The sequence below is a fragment of the Laedolimicola intestinihominis genome, from assembly GCF_040096155.1.
GTDB classification, from domain to species: domain Bacteria; phylum Bacillota; class Clostridia; order Lachnospirales; family Lachnospiraceae; genus Laedolimicola; species Laedolimicola intestinihominis.
In genome coordinates, this window is record NZ_JBBMFE010000001.1 from 256708 (window position 1) to 277399 (window position 20692).

A 20692-nucleotide genomic window follows, 5' to 3' on the forward strand; every position below is an offset into this window, starting at 1 on the left:
AAAGAGGACGGAGCGGGCTTAAGCTTAGGTGACTGACTGGAGGACAAACATATGAAAGCACTGGAAGAAAAGATATTGCAGGAAGGCGAAGTCGTTGACGGGGACATCCTGAAGGTAGACGGCTTTGTAAACCATCAGGTGGACGCACTGCTGATGGAAGAAATTGGAAAAGACATGGCGGAGCATTTTAAGGGACAGGGCATCACCAAGGTGTTCACCATTGAATCCTCGGGGATTGCGCCGGCCTTATTTACAGCGAAGGAGCTTGGGGTTCCGCTGGTGATTCTGAAGAAGCAGCAGACCGCGGACAGCCTGAAGACCGAGGTGTGGCAGACTGAGGTAGTATCTTATACGAAGGATACCTCTTACCGTCTGACATTGGCGAAGAACTATATTTCCGATGAGGATCATGTGCTGATCGTTGATGATTTTCTGGCCAATGGCGAGGCAGCCACCGGAGCCATCCGTCTGATCCGCAAGGCCCATGCCACCGTGGCCGGTCTTGGCGTGCTTATCGAGAAGGCATTTCAGCCGGGACGTGAGAAGCTGGAGAGTCAGGGTATCCATGTATACGCCCAGGCAAGCATCAAGGCTTTCGAGAACGGGAAAGTGGTATTTTAGATGAAAAAGGAGAGAACAGGCGCGGACGCAGCAGTCCGCGCCTTTGAAAAGAGCGATATTTCCCAGGTTCTGATTACCATCGGCGGAATGCTGATTTACGCCATCGGTATCAATAATTTTATCGTCCCGGCAGGCCTGTACAGCGGCGGCGTCATGGGTATCAGCCAGATTATCCGTACCATTCTGGTGCAGTACGCGCACTTGAGTTTCGGCGGAACAGATATTGCGGGTATCATCAGTTTGATTTTGAATCTGCCGCTTTTTGTGCTGGCTTATATGTCGGTGGGACGGCATTTTTTCTGGAAAACGGTTATCTGCGTCGTGAGCCAGTCTCTGTTCCTGACACTGATTCCGATTCCTGCCAGTCCCATTGTGGAGGATACGATTACGGCGACCCTGATTGGCGGTATTATCGTGGGAGCCGGAATCGGTGTTTCCCTTCAGAGCGGTGGCTGCAGCGGCGGAATTGATATCCTGGGCATGTATTTTACAAAGAAGTACAATGGTTTTAGCGTGGGAAAGCTGAATTTGGTTATCAATCTGCTGATTTACGCATCCTGTGCCCTGCTGTTTGATATTAAGGTCGTAATTTACTGTATTATCTACGCGGCGGTCAACACGCTGATGGTGGATAAGACTCACACCCAGAATATCCGGACGGCGGTGATTATCATTACCAAGGAAGATCCGGATAAAATCAAGCATTATATCATGGACGAGCTGGCCAGGGGCGTCACTCACTGGGATGCAATCGCAGGTTATACGGACGAAAGGTCCCATATCCTTTTTACGGTCATGTCCAAGCATGAGCTGTCCATGCTGAAGCAGGAAATGAAATATATCGACCCGAAGGCTTTCGTGGTCAGCAAGGATAATGTGGGAATTGATGGAAGATTCGCGAAACATCTGTAAAATAAGATGATTTGGCCCCGAGGCATGCGCTTCGGGGCCTTTTTACGCGGAGCCTGCACAGAATCCGGGAAATGGCGTAAGCTATAGAAGGAGCGTATTCCGGAATATTTTTTTATAAGGAAAAAGCCTGTACCCGGATTGGGGGTGCAGGCTTTTTGCGCGGGGATCTACTGCGCCTTATTTACGAAGGATTCGCAGTCGGTACACTCGATTTTGGTCGGATTGGATTCATGGGTACCGATTTGAATCTTATTCAGTGTGCAGTAATTTTCGCCCTGGGCGTGATGAGTGCAGTTGTTGACAGTACATCCGATGGCTTCGTTCTTGTTGGTCATCATAAAAATTCCTCCTTTATGGCGCGGCGAACCGCATTTGCTTGCGTTACAGAAGTAGTGTGTATCGGCAGGCGGATTTTATGCGTGAGAAAAAATGGAAAATAACTCCAGCGTCTGTAAATGAAAGCACACAAAAACCTCCTGCCGGAGTTGCGGGCCGTCAGGAGATTTCTGTTGCTTTATACTATTGAAGAAGGAGAGTAACAATTGAAAGTGATTGCTACTTAGAGATATATGATAAAGGGAATTACCCATTGTTTTTAGTCGGGACCGGTCGGCACCGAAGCAGCGCCGGCAGCCCCATTTTGTATTTGTTTCTATGAATAGCATTCGCATGTTTCTGCTTTGCTTCATTTGATAGTATTATCATACACAAAGGTTGTGTCCAAGTTGTGTCCGCACTCTTAACAAAAAATTGGGATTTTCTAAAAAATATATAAAATGGAAAATTGTTTTGGGGAAATGGATATGCTATACTGAGAATATTACGAAGCGAAAAGGAGTAACGCTATGTCGTTTATCAGTGTCTTTGACGTGCTGGGTCCGAATATGATCGGCCCGTCCAGCTCTCACACGGCGGGAGCGGCCAGAATCGCCTATCTGGCTCAGAAAATGATTGCCGGGCCTCTGGTCCGGGTGGAATTTATCCTTTACGGTTCCTTTGCCCGCACCTATCGGGGGCATGGTACAGATCGGGCGCTGCTGGGCGGCATCATGGGCTTTGATACCGACGACGAGCGGATACGTGATTCCTTTTCCGTCGCGCAGGAGCGGGGCATTGATTTCTCCTTTACCCCGAACGGGGAGGAAACGGAGGTGCACCCGAATACGGTGGACATCCATATGGTAAATGGGTCCGGCCAGGAGCTCACAGTCCGCGGCGAATCCCTGGGTGGCGGCAAGGCGCGCATCTGCCGGATCAATCAGGTGGAGGTGGATTTCACCGGCGAGTACAGCGCAGCCATTGTAATTCATCAGGACCGGCTGGGCGTTGCGGCTCACGTTACCAGTGTACTCAGCCGTCACGGCGTGAATATCGCCTTTATGCGGTTGTTCCGGGAGGGAAAGGGCGATATCGCCTACACCATCGTGGAGTCCGACGGGCGGCTTCCGGGGGCAGTCGCCGGGGAGCTGCGGGAAAATGAGAACGTGCATGAAGTGATGATTGTGCAGCCCTAGCAAAATGCTGGCTTATGTGGCAGCGTCAGAGCCCGATTTGCGGAAGCCAATCTGAAAAATGGTGTGAATCGTGATACTATGAGGAGTTAGAAACATGGATTTTAAGAACGCGAAGGAATTGCTGGCATTATGTGAAGAAAGGAAGCTTTGCATCTCGGACGTAATGCGCAGGCGTGAGATAGAAGAAGGTGAAATCACCGGCGAGATCTGTGACGCCCGGATGAAGAAGGCCTACGAAATCATGCGGGAATCAGCCCGCGGCCCCATAAAAAAGCCCGGACGCTCCATGGGCGGTCTGCTGGGCGGCGAGGCGAAGATGCTTTCCGACTGGCAGCAGGGCGGCGGAAGAAGTCTCTGTGGTCCGGTTCTCGGAAAAGCCATTGCCTATGCCATGGCTGTTCTGGAGACCAACGCTTCTATGGGACTGATCGTGGCGGCGCCTACGGCGGGCTCCTCCGGTATTGTGCCGGGCGTCCTGCTGGCGCTGGAGGAGCAGTTTCATTTTACAGAAGCAGAGATGATACAGGCTCTCTACAACGCCGGGGCAGTGGGCTATCTGGCCATGCGGAACGCCACCGTGGCAGGCGCTGTGGGCGGCTGTCAGGCCGAGGTGGGCGTAGCCTCTGCAATGGCGGCGTCGGCTGCCGTGGAGCTGCTGGGCAGCTCCCCAAAGGCCTGTCTGGACGCGGCTTCCACAGTACTCATGAACTTGTTGGGTCTGGTCTGCGATCCGGTGGGCGGTCTTGTGGAATACCCATGCCAGAATCGGAATGCGGCAGGAGTCGCTGTTGCCCTGACCTCAGCCGAGATGGCGCTGGCCGGCGTCCCGCAGCTGATTCCGCTGGACGAAATGATTGCAGTCATGTATAACGTAGGCAGACGCATCCCGGCAGAGCTGCGTGAGACGGCCCTCGGCGGTTGCGCTGCCGCGCCGTCGGCCTGTGAAGCCTGCGGAAAGTGTTGATGTTTTAAAATTACCCCTTTACAAATATTTCATTTTCAAGTATAATATCAGTTGCTGACACAGCAAGCTGGAATAGCTCAGTCGGTAGAGCACTTCACTCGTAATGAAGGGGTCGTGAGTTCGAGTCTCATTTCCAGCTTTCAGATGAAATCCCTGAAAACGTTGATTTTCAGGGATTTCTTATTATAGTTATAATCGATAAGGCAGCAGGCCGCCAGAGCCTTTACTTTATGGGAATAATCCAGTATAATCAAAAAAAGGAGCGAAGGAGGTATCTTTACTGAAAGAAGAAAACTATACCATAGCTGATATTTATGCACTGCCGGAGGGCGAGCGTGCGGAGCTGATAGATGGAAAAATGTATATGATGGCACCACCCAGTACTACACATCAGCAATAGTAATGGATATACAATATATAGAATAAAATGTCTGTTGAATTTTAATAGAATTATTCAATTTAAGAAAAGCCCTGAACCGCAATGGCTCAGGACTTTTTTGCTAGGAAGTATCCGTAAGGAGCTGCCGGTGGCAACTCTTGTAGGTCAGGCAATTACTTCAGATCCAGCTCCACCGGGCAGTGATCCGAACCGAAGATCTCTGTATGAATCGAAGCGTCTTCCAGCCGGTCCTTCAAGCGTTCGGATACGATAAAATAATCAATGCGCCACCCGGCGTTCTTCTCGCGGGCGCGGAAGCGGTAGGACCACCAGGAATAGACGCCCTCGGCGTCCGGATAGAAGTACCGGAAGGTATCCACGAAGCCGGAAGTGAGAACCGTTGTCATTTTGGAGCGTTCCTCGTCTGTAAATCCGGCATTTTTCCGGTTGGTTTTCGGGTTTTTCAGGTCGATTTCCTGATGGGCCACATTTAGATCGCCGCAGTAGATGACAGGCTTTTTTTCATCTAGGCTCTTGATATAGGCGAGAAAATCATCTTCCCACTGCATCCGGTAATCCAGGCGCTTCAGGCCGTCCTGGGAGTTGGGGGTATAGACAGTCACCAGATAATAGTCCTCAAATTCCAGGGTAATGACCCGTCCTTCGTGGTCATGTTCTTCAACGCCGATTCCGTAGGCGACGCTTAAGGGCTCTTTTCTGGTAAATACAGCCGTTCCGCTATAGCCCTTTTTCTCCGCGTAATTCCAGTACTGATGATAGCCGGGCAGATTGAGCGCAATCTGTCCCTCCTGAAGCTTGGTTTCCTGCAGACAGAAAATATCAGCGTCCAGCTTTTTGAAATCTTCCATAAAATTTTTCCCGACACAGGCCCGCAGACCGTTTACATTCCAGGAAATCAGTTTCATAGGTTCCTCCTTACAGAAAAGATTTGATCTTTTCTTGCATTTTACATATAATAGATATTATTATAGTGGTTCTGCGAAAAAAAGTAAAGAAGCGCAGCCGAAAGCATTATAAAGAAAAGATTTTTACAAGAGGAGAATATGTGTATGGAGAAGTTACTGGATCGGATTACCGCTGCGGTATCCGAAGCCTTTGTAAACTGCGGCTATGAGGCTGAGTACGGAAAGGTCACCATTTCCAATCGCCCGGATCTGTGCGAGTATCAGTGCAACGGAGCTATGGCAGGCGCAAAAAAGTATCACTGCGCACCCATTCAGATTGCCAATAAGGTGGCAGAGAGCTTGAAGGAGCAGGAGCTGTTTTCCGAGGTCAATGCGGTCAATCCGGGCTTCCTGAATCTGAAGCTGGCGCCTGCGTATGTGCAGGAGTATCTGCAGGCTATGGCAGATGATGAGCGCCTGGGCTGTGACAGAACAGAGAATCCGAAGACCATTATCATTGACTATGGTGGACCCAACGTGGCGAAGCCGCTGCATGTGGGACATCTCCGCTCTGCCATCATCGGTGAGAGCGTGAAGCGTCTGGGACGCTTCGTGGGCCACAACGTGACCGGCGATATCCATCTGGGTGACTGGGGTCTGCAGATGGGACTGATTATTACAGAGCTGAAGGAGCGCAAGCCGGATCTGGTATATTTTGATGAAAATTACACAGGTGAGTACCCGACCGAGGCACCCTTTACCATTTCCGAGCTGGAGGAGATCTATCCGGCAGCCAGTGCCCGGTCCAAGGAGGACGAGGCCTACAAGGAGCAGGCGATGCACGCCACCTATCTGGTGCAGCATGGCCACAGAGGCTATCAGGCTATCCTGCAGCACATCTTAAATGTGTCTGTGACCGACCTGAAGCGCAATTACGCGAACCTGAATGTAGAATTTGACCTGTGGAAGGGCGAGTCCGATGCCCAGCCCTACATCCCGGATATGGTGGAGAAGCTGAAGAAAGAGGGCTTCGCTTACGAGAGCGAGGGCGCGCTGGTGGTAGACGTCAAGGAAGACACCGATACCAAGGAGGTTCCGCCCTGCATGATTCTGAAGTCCGACGGAGCGTCCCTGTATACCACCACCGACCTGGCAACCCTGGTAGAGCGCCGGAAGCTCTTTGACCCGGACGAGGTTATCTATGTGGTGGATAAGCGTCAGGAGATGCATTTTATTCAGGTATTCCGTTGTGCCAAGAAGACAGGCCTGGTGAAGCCGGAGACGGATCTGGAATTCTTAGGCTTTGGTACCATGAACGGCAAGGACGGCAAGCCCTTTAAGACCCGTGAGGGCGGCGTTATGCGTTTGGAGTACCTGATTTCCGATATCAATGAGAAGATGTATCAGAAAATCGCGGAGAATCCCGAGATCTCTGAGGAGGAAGCAAGGGAGACTGCCAGAAAAATCGGTCTTTCCGCCATCAAGTACGGCGACCTGTCCAATCAGGCGTCCAAGGACTATGTCTTTGATATCGACCGCTTTACCTCCTTTGAGGGCAATACCGGACCCTATATCCTGTACACCATTGTGCGGATTAAGTCCATTCTGAACAAGTATCAGGCTCAGGGCGGCGATCTGACAAAGGGACGGATTCCGGCAGCGGAAAATGACAGCCAGAAAGCGCTGGAGCTGGTACTGGCCCGCTTCAATGGCGCACTGGAGAATGCCTTTGACGAGCTGGCGCCCCATAAGGTCTGCGCTTATATCTATGAGCTGGCGAACGCCTTCAACAAGTTCTATCATGAGACGAAGATTCTTGGCGAAGAGGATGAAGAGAAGCGTGCAGGGCTGGTGGCTGTACTGCAGTTGACCAAGCGGGTGCTGGAGACCTGCATCGATGTGCTGGGCTTCGAAGCACCGGAGAGAATGTAAGATAAATAGGTAATGTGAGAGATCCGGGATTGAAACATGTGAACAGGTTCACAATTTCAATTCCGGATTTTTAATACATGGAGCTGTAAAAACATTCCAAATACAATACAAAAATTCGTGCGTTGCACAAGCGTGTTATCATGAAAAGTGTGAAGAGCAATATTTTATTAATTTTCAGGGGACTCTCATTCTATGTCATGTCCCTATGCACGCATTTATGCTAAGATAAAATCAGAAAACACAGCAGGAGGACTTCACCATGGAGCAGATCAAAACCGGAAAGTTTATCGCGGAACTGAGAAAGGGAAAGGGCATGACCCAGGAACAGCTTGGAGCGAGGCTTGGCGTTAATTCCCGCAGTGTCTCCCGCTGGGAAAATGGTCATGGGATGCCGGATATCTCACTGTTACTGGAACTGGCGGATGTGCTGGGGGTGACGGTGCAGGAGCTGCTGGAGGGAAGCAGGCGGGAAATGAAGATGCAGCCGGATGACAGCGGTTCAGCTGTGGATATGAAAGCAGAAGGCGGAAACGCCGGAGTCGTAACCTATGAGGGACTACATACGGTGGTGCAGTATCTGAATCAGGAGCGGGCAGCCTGGAAGAAACAGATCGATTCCAGCCTGAAATTCAGTCTGCTCTGTGTAGGTATGGCAATGGTTTTGTATATAGTTTTCGAATTGTGGTTTGCGTATATGAGAAAAGCCGGAGTCGGTCTGAATGCAGGTGTGTCTTCTTTGTTGCTGATAGGTTTTATCTGCATCCTCCAGTGCCAGCGCATGAATAAAGATGAATACGAGTTCACTACGGAGCAGTTGGAAAGCCTGATGGAAAATCAGTGCCCGAAAATGAACACGGCTCAAGAGATGCTGTACTTTCTGAAAAGCCGCCAGCAGCCGGAGCCGGACGAGAGTAAGTGCGAGAAGATTCTGAAAGCCATTGAGGCAGAATTGAAGCCTGGCGAAGCCGTCGAACTGGTCACCCAGTACGGCGAATACACCCGAAACGCCCTCCCCATGATGTGGCACCCCATCATCGCCTTCACCGACCACCGCATGATCATCGGAGGTGAGCGTCAGAAGGGCATGATCCTGGTGGAATACGACACCGAAAGCTACGAAAAAGACGACATCCTTTCCAACCGTACCGAATGCGACGGCATCCAATGGGAAATGATCATCGGCACAAAGCAGGCGGAGCTGCGGTTTACCATCAAAAAGAAACGGCAGCAGCAGAAAGATAGTGACAAAACCTCGGAAAAATAGAAGGAAACAGGGTCGTAAAAAGTTTTCGAAAAGAGGAAAAAATGCCGTAGATTCTACAAAAGAATCCACGGCATTTTTTGTTGGTGTAAAAGAATGATTGTTTAATCTGCCACCGCCATCTGCTTCACCTGCGCAAATGCCTTATTTACCGCCGGAATCGCCAGTACAATCAGTGTAATGGCCGCCTCGCAGCCCAGATAAGAGCCGTTGTAGGCCAGGGAATAAACCGGGGCGCTCATGCCGGTTCCTTCTGCGTACATACCGAAGAAAATCAGGCCGGACAGGAAGGCAAAGAAGTAGCGGCCCAGGACGCCCACAATGTAGCCTTTGATGAGTCCGTTCTTTTTATTGCAGAAGATACCGGACAGTCCGAGCGCTCCGAAGGCCAGCAGGTAGTCGGTGATCATCTGGGGCAGGCTGATGATGTAGGGGTCAGAGATAAGCTGTAAGAGGCCGTAGGCCACGCCGGTCATGATGCCGGTGCGCAGGCCGTACCAGTAACCGATGCAGCAGATAAACAGCATGGAAAACAGGGTGACGGAGCCGCCCATGGGAGCCTCAAAAAGCTTCAGGAACGAAGTAATCATGGCCAGCGCCATGGCTGCCGCCGCGAAAACCAGATGCTTGGTTTTGAATCTGGTCTTGCCTCCGGTGACGTAGCAGGCCAGAATGAGAAGAAGCAGCATCAGAGCCACCAGGGCGCCATAGCCCAGGCCCGTCAGGTTATAGGTGGTACCGCCGTACTCGTCCACCAGCTTCGTAGCAAAAAGTGACATAAAAAAATCCTCCTTAGGTATGAAAAATTTCACAGGAGGGGATACAAAAGATGCTTCCTTACGCCGGTACTAACCGGTTCAAGTAATGAGGGTCAACACAGAAGTGTATTCTCAGCCTTTGGCTCCCCTAGCTGTCGCTATGTGATTAATTCCACTATAGGGTAACTGGGAAAGAAAGTCAAGAGAAAACATTTTGTGTTTTCGTGAAAAAGTAGAGAGAAACATTTTGTATTTTCGTGAATAGCAGGAAGATTTGACAGGGGCAAAGAAGGGGCTTATACTTGTAGAATATGAATCCATATGGAATAGAACCCTGGTAGCCAAAGGTGAAACAGGGTCAAAGTATAAGAAACGGAGAATTCTATGAACCGAGTACCGAACAATAAAAAAGTCATCTTTCTCTTAAGCGCCCTCTGCTGCCTTCTTCTGGTGTGCGTGAATATTTATCAGCAGAAAACCTGGCGGAGCATGGACCTGATTATTTTTATGGGCCAGAGCAACATGAGCGGCGCAGGCGGCGACGCAAGTGCCGCGCCAAAGCTTACCGAAGGAGCCGGTTACGAGTATCGCGCCGTGACCGACCCGGATACCCTGCATGTGCTGGAGGAGCCATTTGGGGAGAAGGAAAATCGCGGAGCCCTGGACGACACGGAGCTTCTGGAGCGCAAGGGCAGTCTGGTGACCTCCTTTGTAAACGCCTACTATGAGCAGACGAACGTGCCGGTGGTGGCTGTATCCGCGTCCCGGGGCAGCTCTTCCCTGAACGGCTGGCTGACCAAAGGCCTGAAGGAGGAGACAGCCGATCGCCTGAACGCGGCGAAGGACTGCATGAAGAAAGAAAAAATTCATGTGTATCACACCTACATGGTCTGGTTCCAGGGCGAGGCCGATGCAAATCTGGAGACTACGGTCGATGAATACAAGGCGCAGCTTGCCGAACTGGTCTCCTACATGAAGGAGCAGGGCGTGGAAAAATGTTTTCTGATTCAGCTTGGTCCGGATCTGACTGACCCGGCGAAGCACCAGGCTGTGATGGACGCGCAGCTTGCGGCCTGTGAGGAAAATGAGAATCTGATCCTGGTGTCTACCCTTCCGGCGGAGCTGACTGACGCGGATCTGCGGGATGAACTGGGCATCCATTACAACCAGGAGGCTCTGAATCTCATCGGCGCGGACGCCGGAAAAAATGCGGGGGCGTATGTGAAAGAGCATGGATCAGAAAAATAGTCTTGGTAAAACCCTGTGGGAGCTGGCCATGCCGTTCCTGCTGTATGTGAATCTGAATATGGCAATCCAGGCGGCACTGGAATTGTGCTTTTTCGAATTTTTTACAGCTCCGGAGCATGCAGTCTGGGAGCTGGCTGCTGTTAATGCCATTGAAATTCCAATTTTTTACAGGATGTATCGTGAAGATCGCATTCGTGGGCAGGCGGATGGGCAGAAAACGCGCAGCAGCGGAAAAACTGCCGCCTGGAAAAAGCAGCCCCGGATAAACCGGCTGATTCTGGCGATCCTGGGTGGTCTGTTCCTGGGCCGCGGCTTCAACCTGTTGATTGGCCTAACGCCATTACCCACCCTGTTTCCGGGCTATGAGACGGCCAGCGACAGCCTGTATACGGGAAGTCTTCTGTCTCTGGTGGCGGCCAGTGTGGTGACGGCCCCGATCCTGGAAGAACTTCTGGTGCGGGGAATTCTCTACCGGAATCTGAAAAAGGTGTTGCAGAACCCTTATGCAGCTATTGTTTGCGCGTCCCTGCTCTTTGGTATTCTTCACGGTAATCTGGTGCAGGGGCTGTTCGCGTTCCTGATCGGTTTGTACCTGAATTGGGTTTACGAGGCGGAAGGTTCGCTTCCTCCGGCGATTCTGGCCCATGCGGCGGTGAACGCCTCTACCATTTTTCTGGAGAGGATGCCGGAGTGGCAGAATGTGCTTTATGGAAGCTTGCCGTTGTATCTGGCGGTGACGGCGGTGTGTCTGCTGGCTGGGTTTTGTGCATGGAAGAAATTTACAATTTAAGAACGCAAGCAAAGGCAGCCCAACCATGGAGCTGCTTTTGTTGTGCAGGCAGTGAGTGAAAGACCGTGCTTCATGAAAAAGTATGTGTTAAATTTGAGCCAATAGGAGCGAAGGGCGTTCAAGATTAAGAAGGTCCATGAATAACCAGAAAAATTATTGAGAAAAATGATATTTGAATTGTTCCTATAGTCCTTATTTCCAAAGAAAAAAGAGAAAACAAAGACACAATTCAATGAAAAAATAAAAATTCACAAATAATCTGACAACATAACAAAAATTCACTCTTTACATCTGAAAAAAATCGTTGTATAGTACCAATAAAGTCAGGGCAGGACGCTGCACTGAAGAATAATAGTAATTGAAAATTCCAAACAAGCGAGTTCAAGGAGCTGGAGGGATGGGTATGAGCCAACAGAGCATGGGATTGTATGACCCGCGATTTGAGCACGATAACTGTGGTATCGGTGCAGTGGTCAACATCAAAGGATTGAAAAGTCACGAGACCGTGGCGAACGCATTGAAAATTGTAGAGAACCTGGAACACAGGGCCGGCAAAGACGCCGAAGGTAAGACTGGAGACGGAGTAGGAATCTTATTACAGATATCACATAAGTTCTTCTCCCAGGCAGTCAAACCTCTCGGCGTCTTTTTAGGTGAAGAAAGAGATTACGGTATCGGAATGTTCTTCTTCCCCCAGGATGAGCTGAAGCGCAACCAGGCCCGGAAGATGTTCGAGATCATTGTGGAAAAAGAGGGCATGGAGTTCCTGGGCTGGAGAGAGGTTCCCACCGTACCGTCCGTTCTCGGAACCAAGGCGCTGGAGAAGATGCCGTGCATCATGCAGGGCTTCGTGAAGCGTCCGGCGAATGTGGAAAAGGGACTGGATTTCGATCGAAAGCTCTATGTGGCCCGCCGGACCTTTGAGCAGTCCAACGACGATACCTACGTGGTATCCCTTTCCAGCAGAACCATTGTATACAAGGGCATGTTCCTGGTACATCAGCTGCGTTCCTTCTTCCAGGATCTGCAGGATGAGAATTACGAATCGGCCATCGCCATCGTACATTCCCGTTTCAGTACCAATACAAACCCCAGCTGGGAGAGAGCTCATCCCAACCGTTTTATCGTACACAACGGCGAGATCAACACCATCCAGGGCAACGCGGACAAGATGCTGGCCCGGGAGGAAACCATGGAGTCCAGCCATCTGAAAAAAGATCTGAACAAGGTGCTTCCGGTGGTTAATGCATCCGGTTCCGACTCCGCCATGCTGGATAATACCCTGGAGTTCCTGGTTATGAGCGGTATGGATCTTCCGCTGGCCGTCATGATTACCATTCCGGAGCCCTGGGATAACAACAAGGCCATGTCTCAGAAAAAGCGTGATTTTTACCAGTATTACGCTACCATGATGGAGCCCTGGGACGGCCCGGCATCCATTCTGTTCAGCGACGGCGATGTGATGGGAGCCGTTCTGGACCGCAACGGCCTTAGGCCTTCCCGTTACTACATCACCACCGACGACACCCTGATTCTTTCCTCTGAGGTGGGCGTCCTGGACATCGATCCGACGAAGATTGTCATCAAAGAGCGTCTCCATCCTGGAAAAATGCTTCTGGTGGATACAGTCAAAGGTGAGGTCATCGACGACGAGCATCTGAAAGAAAAATACGCTTCTGCGCAGCCCTACGGCGAGTGGCTGGACAGCAACCTGGTACAGTTAAAGGATCTGAAGATCCCCAATGAAAGAGTACCGGAGTTTTCCGCAGATGAGCGCAGAAAACTGCAGAAGTCCTTTGGATACAACTACGAGGAATACCGTACCTCCATCCTGCAGATGGCCCAGAACGGAGCCGAGGGTATCGGAGCCATGGGTATCGACACCCCGCTGGCGGCATTGTCCGAGGAGCATCCGCCGCTTTTTAACTATTTCAAGCAGCGGTTCGCCCAGGTTACCAATCCGCCTATCGACGCCATCCGTGAGGAAATCGTCACCTCTACCACCGTGTATGTGGGCAAGGAAGGAAATGTGCTGGAGGAGACCCCGGAAAACTGCAGACTGCTTCGCATCAACCATCCGATTCTGACGAACACGGATATCCTGAAGATTAAGAGCATGAAGGTTCCCGGCTTCAAGGTAGAAGTGATTCCGATTACCTATTATAAAAATACCAGCCTGAAGAAGGCCATGGATCGTTTGTATGTGGAGGCGGACCGTGCTTATCGGGACGGCGCGAATATCCTGATTATCTCCGACCGGGGCGTGGATGAGAACCATGTGGCGATTCCGTCCTTGCTTGCGGTATCCGGACTGAACCAGCATCTGGTTACCACCAAGAAGCGTACCGGCGTGGCGTTGATTCTGGAGAGCGGCGAGCCCAGAGAGGTACATCATTTCGCAGCACTTTTAGGCTACGGCGCCTGTGCTATCAACCCCTATCTGGCACAGGAGACCATCCGGGAACTGGTATCATGCAAGCTGCTGAATAAAGATTATTACGCAGCCGTAGACGATTATAACAGCGCGGTACTTCATGGCATCGTAAAAATCGCTTCCAAGATGGGTATTTCAACCATCCAGTCCTATCAGGGCTCCAAGATCTTCGAGGCCATCGGTATCGACAAGGATGTGGTGGACGAGTACTTCACCAATACCGTCAGCCGTGTGGGCGGCATCACTCTGGCAGACATTGAGAAACAGGCGGACGAGCTTCATTCCGCAGCCTTCGATCCCCTGGGACTGAATGTGGACCTGACGCTGGAGAGCGTGGGACGCCATAAGAGCAGAAGCGGCGGCGAGAAGCATCTGTACAATCCGCAGACCATCCATCTGCTGCAGGAGTCCACAAAGCGGGGCGACTACAAGATGTTCAAGGAATATACGGAGCTTATCAACGGGGAAAATAACCGGGGTTATCTCCGCAGGCTGATGGACTTCAACTATCCGAAGAAGGGCGTACCCATTGAGGAGGTAGAGAGCGTGGACTCCATCGTGACCCGGTTTAAGACCGGAGCCATGTCCTACGGATCCATTTCCCAGGAGGCCCATGAATGTCTGGCCATCGCCATGAACACTCTGCATGGCAAGTCCAACTCCGGTGAGGGCGGTGAGAGCCTGGAGCGTCTGGAAATCGGACCGGACGGCCTGAACCGCTGTTCTGCCATCAAGCAGGTGGCTTCGGGACGTTTCGGCGTAACCTCCAGGTATCTGGTCAGCGCCAAAGAGCTGCAGATCAAGATGGCCCAGGGCGCGAAGCCCGGTGAGGGCGGCCACCTGCCGGGCGGAAAGGTGTATCCGTGGATTGCCAAGACCCGTCACTCCACGCCGGGCGTGAGCCTGATTTCCCCGCCGCCTCATCACGATATCTATTCCATTGAGGATTTGGCGCAGCTGATTTATGATTTGAAGAATTCCAACCGGGACGCACGGATTTCTGTGAAGCTGGTTTCCGAGGCCGGCGTGGGAACTGTCGCAGCCGGTGTAGCCAAGGCCGGAGCCCAGGTTATCCTGATTTCCGGATACGACGGAGGTACCGGTGCGGCGCCCAGAAGCTCCATCCACAACGCGGGACTTCCCTGGGAGCTGGGACTGGCAGAGACTCACCAGACTTTGATCATGAATGGTCTGCGAAGCCGTGTCCGCATTGAGACCGACGGCAAGCTGATGACCGGAGAGGATGTGGCCATTGCGGCCATGCTGGGAGCCGAGGAGTTCGGCTTCGCCACAGCGCCGCTGGTAACCATGGGCTGTGTCATGATGCGTGTCTGCAACCTGGATACCTGCCCGGTGGGCGTGGCTACCCAGAACCCGGAGCTGAGAAAACGGTTCCGCGGCAAACCTGAATATGTCATCAACTTCATGCGCTTTATCGCGCAGGATCTCCGGGAGTACATGGCCCGTCTGGGCGTGCGCACCGTGGACGAGCTGGTGGGACGCTCCGACCTTCTGAAGGTCCGCGAGGGACTGACCGGCCGTCAGGCGGAGATTGACTTAAGCAACATCCTGAACAACCCGTTCGCAGGTAAGGGCCAGAAGGTTATCTTTGATCCGAAGCTGGTCTACAACTTCGAACTGGAGAAGACCCTGGATCAGAAGGTTCTGTTCAAGCAGCTGCTCCCGGCCCTGGAAAATGGCACCAAGCGCAGCATCGAGCTGGATGTGGGCAATACGGATCGTGCTTTCGGCACCATGTTTGGTTCTGAGATCACCAAGCGGTATCCGGAAGGCCTGGAAGAGGATACTTTTACGGTAAAATGTAAGGGCGCGGGCGGACAGAGCTTCGGAGCCTTTATCCCGAAGGGTCTGACTCTGGAACTGGAGGGCGACAGCAACGACTATTTCGGCAAGGGTCTGTCCGGCGGCAAGCTGGTGGTTTATCCGCCCAGAGGTGTACACTTCAAGCAGGATGAAAATATTATCATCGGAAATGTGGCTCTCTACGGCGCCACCAGCGGCAAGGCTTACATCAACGGCGTGGCCGGCGAGCGTTTCTGCGTCCGTAATTCCGGCGCGGTAGCAGTCGTCGAGGGCGTGGGCGACCACGGCTGCGAGTACATGACCGGTGGCCGGGTGGCCGTTATCGGCAAGACGGGCAAGAATTTCGCCGCAGGTATGAGCGGCGGCGTGGCTTATGTGCTGGATGAGGACCGCGACCTGTATACAAAGCTCAATAAGAGTATGGTTCTGATTCAGGAAGTGACCGATAAATACGACGTGCTGGAGCTGAAGGGCATGATCGAGGATCATGTGGCTTACACCAACTCCGAGAAGGGCAAGGAAATCCTGGCGAACTTTGGAGAGTATCTGCCCAAGTTCAAGAAGATTATTCCGCGGGATTACCAGCGGATGCTGATGACCATCGTCCAGATGGAGGAGAAGGGCTTAAGCAGCGAGCAGGCACAGATTGAAGCATTTTACGCAAACCAGCAGAAATAAGGAGGGGAGCATCATGGGAAAACCGACAGGATTTATGGAGTATGACCGGGTAAATCCGAAAGCACAGTCTCCGAAGGAACGTATCAAGCATTTTAATGAATTCCATACCCCTCTTTCCAAAGAGGAGCAGGAAAAACAGGGAGCGCGTTGCATGTCATGCGGCGTCCCCTTCTGCCAGGCAGGTATGATGATTGGTGGCATGGCTTCCGGCTGTCCGCTGCACAACCTGATCCCGGAGTGGAACGATTTACTGTATATGGGCAACTGGGAGCAGGCCTACAAGCGTCTGAAGCGCACCAGCAGCTTCCCGGAGTTCACGGGACGGGTGTGTCCGGCTCTCTGCGAGAAGGCCTGTACCTGCAACCTGAACGGCGATCCGGTATCCACCAAGAGTAACGAATTAGCCATCATTGAAAATGCCTACAAAGAGGGCTATGCCGTACCGACGCCGCCCACGAACCGTACCGGCAAGAAGATCGCGATTATCGGAAGCGGTCCTTCGGGACTGGCAGCAGCGGATCAGCTGAATCACAGAGGCCATTCTGTGACGGTGTTCGAGCGCTTTGACCGGGTAGGCGGACTTCTCCGCTATGGCATTCCGAATATGAAGCTGGAGAAGCACATCATTGATCGGAAAATCGACATGATGAAGGCTGAGGGCGTGGAATTTGTAGTCAATACGGATGTGGGTAAGGATAAGAAGGCGGCAGAGATTCTGAAGGATTACGATCGTGTGATTCTGACCTGCGGCGCTTCCAATCCCCGGGACATCAAGGTGCCGGGCAGAGAGCTGAAGGGAATTTATTTCGCGGTAGATTTTCTCCGGGCCACCACCAAGAGTCTGCTGGATTCCAATTTCGCTGACAAGAAATTCATTTCCACCAAAGGGAAGAACGTGATGGTCATCGGCGGAGGCGACACCGGAAATGACTGTGTGGGAACCTCTATCAGACTTGGCGCAAAATCCGTCATCCAGCTGGAAATGATGCCGAAGGCGCCGGATACCCGGACCCCGAACAACCCCTGGCCCGAATGGCCGAAGATCTGCAAGACTGATTACGGCCAGGAGGAAGCTATCGCTATGTTTGGCTCCGACCCGCGTATCTATACCACCACCGTCAAGGAGTTCATCGGCGACAAGGCTGGTAATCTGAAGAAAGCCGTCTGCTGCAAGCTGGAGAGTAAGAAGGACGAGAAGACCGGCCGTATGATGATGGTACCCATCGAGGGCAGCGAGTTCACCCTGGATGTGGACGTGGTGCTGATCGCCGCAGGCTTCCTGGGAAGCCAGGACTATGTAACCAAGGCCTTTGGCGTGGAGGTCAATGCCAGAACCAATGTCAACACCGCTCCGGGCCAGTACAAGACCAACGTGGACCGGGTCTTCACCGCAGGAGACATGCACCGGGGTCAGTCCCTGGTAGTTTGGGCCATCCGCGAGGGCCGGGAGGCCGCCTGCGCGGTGGACCTGGATCTGATGGGATATACGAGTCTGCAGGTGCAGTAAATAAACATCGGGAGAAAGAGAAGCGTCAAAAACTTCTCTTTCTTTTTACGTTCTGATTTTAAATGAGAAAAATCTGCGGATTGGAAATTATGATTAATGGATAATCAGAATCCTGAATTGACAAGGAAAATTTAACGCTATATAGTAAGGAATAGGATAGATTTTAGTAACTGTTCAGGTACTGAACAGTTACAAATTTTATTCCAAAGAATCAATGGAGGTAAAACAATGAAAAAAGTTATCGCAACAACCAACGCACCCGCAGCCATCGGCCCTTATTCCCAGGCCATCGAGTATAATGGAATGGTATACGCATCCGGCCAGATTCCGGTAAACCCGGCTACCGGCGAGGTAGAGTCTGACAACATCGAGGGTCAGGCAGATCAGTCCCTGAAGAATGTGGGAGCTATCTTAAAAGAGGCAGGTCTCGACTACAGCAACGTGATCAAGACCACCTGTTTCCTGGCAGACATCGCGGATTTTGCCAAGTTCAACGAGGTATACAGCCGCTATTTTAAGGAAGAGGCTCCGGCCAGATCCTGCGTGGCAGTGAAGGACCTGCCCAAGGGCGTGCTGTGCGAGGTAGAGGTTATCGCGGGAAGATAAAAAATGAGATGAAAGAGGGAGCGCTGGGAGGCGCTTCCTTTTTGGAAACAAAGCAGATGCAGAAAAGATAAAATCAGACTCCGGGAATGAATTACTGTAGATTCATTCCCGGTTTTCGTTACGCCCCGCACAGCTCGCTCAAAGGATGAAAGGTATACCCCATCTCCTCCCACTTCGTCAATAGCTCGTCGAGAATCTCCCCATTAGTTTTCGAGGTGTTGTGGAGCAGTACCACGGCGCCCGGATGGATGCGGGTCAGAAGCTTGTCGAAGGCCTGTTCGTGGGTGGGCTGATCATCCTGTTTCCAGTCCACGTAGGCCAGGCTCCAGAAGAAGGTGTGGTAGCCCAGATCTTTGGCCATCTGCAGATTCTTTTCGCTGTAAATGCCCTGGGGTGGCCGATAGTATTTCGAGATGGGCTCGCCGGTCACTTCCTGGTAAAGAGCTTCCAGGGATTCCAGCTCCTTCGCGAAGTCCGCTTCGGTACTGATTTTGGACATATTCGGGTGGTGGTAAGTATGATTGCCCACCGTATGTCCCTCTGCCAGCATCCGTTTTACCAGATCCGGGCTGGTATCCAGATAATTGCCCACCACGAAGAAGGTGGCGGGCGCGTCGTGCTTCTTCAGGGCGTCCAGAATCGCAGGCGTATTGCCATTTTCAAAGCCGCAGTCGAAGGTCAGATAAAGTTTCTTTTCCGCCGTTTCTTCTATGTAATAAGCGTTATATTTTTTTAGCGTATTGGCAGAAACTGTACCGGCGGGCGGAGTGCCGGGTTCGCCAAAGCCCAATCCCCAGCTGGTGGAAGCTGCTCCGGATACAGGGAGTAGTGCAGCACTTTCGTCCGAAATGCGCGCGACGCCCTGACCGCCGAAATAGGACAGGGTCAGAAGCAGGGCAATCCCGCACAGGCGCAGGAACAGGTGAGCAGACATGGAAGCGACAGGTTTCATGGGCAGACTCCTTCGACTTGTAGTTTTACAGTATATGTGAAAATCAGAAGGTATATGAACGCAGGATTGCGTTCACAGGAAACCGCATTTCACAGTTTTTCCATAATTCTCCCATAATCTGAACACAAAGTTCCGGTATGATAACAGCATCAACAGAAAACAAAGCATTGGCACCGGAGAGCGGGAAGCTTCCGGGGGCATAAATGGAGGTATAAAAGTATGTAGTATGCGAAATTGTTGGTGATGGGTTGTGCTGTGGCATTGGCGACAGTGGGAATGACCGGTTGTACAAAGACAACGGCAGATAGCACACAGACGTCGGAGGCAGAAGAGAGCGAGAGCGTAATTGCGCAGGTGACAGCGGTAGACGGCAATACGGTGACGGCGGATGACATCAAAGAGGGCAGCGACGCTTCCAACGGAATGGCGGCCACGACGATAGATTCGGATACTACCGCAGATGGCGAGACCTACAGCTTCACCGGCAGTACGGATAACGTGATCGCAAACGGTTATCACCTTTATGTGGATGGCGAGCAGGTGCTGTAAACCCGTTCGATATGCATGGCCAGATAGCCGATCTCCATCTCGTCGAAGGTAAGACCGGTGGAAGCGGCCAGGCGATCGCAGACAGAGGTGGCCAGGGCGTAGGATTTGGGAAATCTAACAGACATATAGTCGTTCATATTCACCTTCAGATCTTCGCCGGTGACACCCCGGGCGACCATGTATTTGATATGATTCATGAGACGATTGTAGGCAAGGGAGAGTACGTCGATGTGCTCTCCTGTTTCCTGCTCCAGCATGTCGACGCACTCCCGGACGGCCTGTGCGGTCTGCATGGCCATGGAGATCTTCTCATCCTCGATGGCAGAGTGGACGTGGAGAGCCACGTAGCCCACCTCGTGGTCGTCGAGGGAGAGACCCAGACGATCGCGGAACAGATCCTTGATAAGAAGAGCCGTTTTAAATTCACTGTGGAACAGGGTGCGGATGTCGTCGGTCAGAGGATTGCTGATCTGTTCGCCGTTCCGGACCCGGGAGGCTGCGAAGGACAGATGATCGGCCAGTGGCAGCATGACCCGGCGATCCACGGTGCCGAAGCGGCTTTCGGCTTCCCGCATAACCGCGTCGGCCATCTCGATAAATTCCGGAGGCACATTCCGGGCCAGAGATTTCGCGGAACCCCGTTCCGTATCATCTGCCAACCGGTACATGGACGCCCCTTCCGGCTTCTCAAACCGCTCCGAGACCTTCTTCCCGAAGCCAAGCCCCTTTCCCAGCAATACATATTCCTGATTATCATCCATATCAATGGCGATGACGCCGTTATTATTCAGAACTCTGCTCACCCGATACATAATGGAATCTCCCCCGTAAACGATGTTAAAATTATGGTAACAAATA

The 20692-nt window shown here is 52.0% G+C and carries 17 protein-coding genes, 1 tRNA gene, 1 pseudogene and 1 riboswitch; of the genes and pseudogenes, 14 read left to right on the forward strand and 5 right to left on the reverse strand.

What is annotated here, in order from left to right; translation table 11 throughout:
- Nucleotides 1-51 precede the first annotated feature (51 nt).
- Both WMO29_RS01070 and WMO29_RS01075 read left to right on the forward strand, forming a co-directional pair.
- On the forward strand, nucleotides 52-621 hold the full coding sequence (locus tag WMO29_RS01070; RefSeq protein ID WP_178039189.1) for a xanthine phosphoribosyltransferase: 570 nt from the start codon (nucleotides 52-54) through the stop codon (nucleotides 619-621).
- Nucleotides 622-1533 carry a YitT family protein gene (locus WMO29_RS01075; protein WP_349163388.1) on the forward strand — a complete coding sequence of 304 codons (912 nt, stop codon included), beginning with the start codon at nucleotides 622-624 and terminating at the stop codon, nucleotides 1531-1533.
- 167 nt (nucleotides 1534-1700) lie between these two features.
- On the opposite strand, the gene WMO29_RS01080 is transcribed toward WMO29_RS01075, so the two are convergent.
- The gene (locus WMO29_RS01080) at nucleotides 1701-1871 is read right to left on the reverse strand and encodes a DUF1540 domain-containing protein (protein WP_178039191.1); all 171 of its coding nucleotides are present in this window, start codon (nucleotides 1869-1871) and stop codon (nucleotides 1701-1703) included.
- A 507-nt stretch (nucleotides 1872-2378) separates the two neighbouring features.
- On the opposite strand from WMO29_RS01080, the gene sdaAB reads away from it, so the two are divergent.
- The 4 genes and pseudogenes from sdaAB to WMO29_RS01100 form a co-directional block, all read left to right on the forward strand.
- Complete coding sequence (gene sdaAB, locus WMO29_RS01085) at nucleotides 2379-3047, forward strand: L-serine ammonia-lyase, iron-sulfur-dependent subunit beta (RefSeq protein ID WP_349163389.1); 669 nt, start codon at nucleotides 2379-2381, stop codon at nucleotides 3045-3047.
- 94 nt (nucleotides 3048-3141) lie between these two features.
- Entirely contained in the window at nucleotides 3142-4011 is an 870-nt protein-coding gene (gene sdaAA / locus WMO29_RS01090; protein WP_349163390.1) for an L-serine ammonia-lyase, iron-sulfur-dependent, subunit alpha, read from the forward strand.
- A gap of 66 nt (nucleotides 4012-4077) precedes the next feature.
- Nucleotides 4078-4150 (forward strand) — tRNA-Thr (locus WMO29_RS01095).
- 141 nt (nucleotides 4151-4291) lie between these two features.
- Nucleotides 4292-4408 (forward strand): annotated as a pseudogene (locus WMO29_RS01100) (Uma2 family endonuclease); the annotation flags it as partial.
- Between the two features lie 155 nt (nucleotides 4409-4563).
- Here WMO29_RS01100 and WMO29_RS01105 read toward each other — a convergent pair.
- The gene (locus WMO29_RS01105; protein WP_349163391.1) at nucleotides 4564-5316 is read right to left on the reverse strand and encodes an exodeoxyribonuclease III; all 753 of its coding nucleotides are present in this window, start codon (nucleotides 5314-5316) and stop codon (nucleotides 4564-4566) included.
- A 144-nt stretch (nucleotides 5317-5460) separates the two neighbouring features.
- Here WMO29_RS01105 and argS point away from each other — a divergent pair, with 144 nt between their 5' ends.
- Nucleotides 5461-7227, forward strand: coding sequence for an arginine--tRNA ligase (argS, locus tag WMO29_RS01110; protein WP_349163392.1), 1767 nt, complete (start codon nucleotides 5461-5463; stop codon nucleotides 7225-7227).
- A 259-nt stretch (nucleotides 7228-7486) separates the two neighbouring features.
- Nucleotides 7487-8491 carry a helix-turn-helix domain-containing protein gene (locus WMO29_RS01115; protein ID WP_349163393.1) on the forward strand — a complete coding sequence of 335 codons (1005 nt, stop codon included), beginning with the start codon at nucleotides 7487-7489 and terminating at the stop codon, nucleotides 8489-8491.
- A 101-nt stretch (nucleotides 8492-8592) separates the two neighbouring features.
- Here WMO29_RS01115 and thiT read toward each other — a convergent pair whose 3' ends face one another.
- Nucleotides 8593-9267: an energy-coupled thiamine transporter ThiT gene (gene thiT, locus WMO29_RS01120; protein WP_178037945.1), complete on the reverse strand. Its 675-nt coding sequence runs from the start codon at nucleotides 9265-9267 to the stop codon at nucleotides 8593-8595.
- Between the two features lie 38 nt (nucleotides 9268-9305).
- A riboswitch (TPP riboswitch) is annotated at nucleotides 9306-9406 on the reverse strand.
- 224 nt (nucleotides 9407-9630) lie between these two features.
- Between thiT and WMO29_RS01125 the strand changes: the two genes are divergently transcribed.
- The 5 genes from WMO29_RS01125 (at nucleotide 9631) to WMO29_RS01145 (ending at nucleotide 18333) form a co-directional block, all read left to right on the forward strand.
- Nucleotides 9631-10494 (forward strand): sialate O-acetylesterase, encoded by an 864-nt coding sequence (locus WMO29_RS01125; protein WP_349163394.1) that lies wholly within the window; start codon nucleotides 9631-9633, stop codon nucleotides 10492-10494.
- Entirely contained in the window at nucleotides 10478-11284 is an 807-nt protein-coding gene (locus WMO29_RS01130) for a CPBP family intramembrane glutamic endopeptidase (protein WP_349163395.1), read from the forward strand. The genes WMO29_RS01125 and WMO29_RS01130 overlap by 17 nt, the downstream gene beginning before the upstream one ends.
- A 403-nt stretch (nucleotides 11285-11687) precedes the next feature.
- A complete protein-coding gene (gene gltB, locus WMO29_RS01135; RefSeq protein ID WP_178037948.1) occupies nucleotides 11688-16220 on the forward strand; it encodes a glutamate synthase large subunit in 4533 nt (1510 codons plus the stop codon).
- 13 nt (nucleotides 16221-16233) lie between these two features.
- A complete protein-coding gene (locus WMO29_RS01140; RefSeq protein WP_349163397.1) occupies nucleotides 16234-17727 on the forward strand; it encodes a glutamate synthase subunit beta in 1494 nt (497 codons plus the stop codon).
- Nucleotides 17728-17955: 228 nt separating this feature from the next.
- The gene (locus tag WMO29_RS01145; protein ID WP_178037950.1) at nucleotides 17956-18333 is read left to right on the forward strand and encodes a Rid family detoxifying hydrolase; all 378 of its coding nucleotides are present in this window, start codon (nucleotides 17956-17958) and stop codon (nucleotides 18331-18333) included.
- Between the two features lie 118 nt (nucleotides 18334-18451).
- Here WMO29_RS01145 and WMO29_RS01150 read toward each other — a convergent pair whose 3' ends face one another.
- On the reverse strand, nucleotides 18452-19285 hold the full coding sequence (locus WMO29_RS01150) for a delta-lactam-biosynthetic de-N-acetylase (RefSeq protein WP_349163398.1): 834 nt from the start codon (nucleotides 19283-19285) through the stop codon (nucleotides 18452-18454).
- Nucleotides 19286-19540: 255 nt separating this feature from the next.
- On the opposite strand from WMO29_RS01150, the gene WMO29_RS01155 reads away from it, so the two are divergent.
- Nucleotides 19541-19834: a hypothetical protein gene (locus WMO29_RS01155; protein ID WP_349163399.1), complete on the forward strand. Its 294-nt coding sequence runs from the start codon at nucleotides 19541-19543 to the stop codon at nucleotides 19832-19834.
- Here WMO29_RS01155 and WMO29_RS01160 read toward each other — a convergent pair.
- Nucleotides 19807-20646 carry a PRD domain-containing protein gene (locus WMO29_RS01160; protein ID WP_349163400.1) on the reverse strand — a complete coding sequence of 280 codons (840 nt, stop codon included), beginning with the start codon at nucleotides 20644-20646 and terminating at the stop codon, nucleotides 19807-19809. The two genes, WMO29_RS01155 and WMO29_RS01160, sit on opposite strands and share 28 nt — an antisense overlap.
- Nucleotides 20647-20692 lie beyond the last annotated feature (46 nt).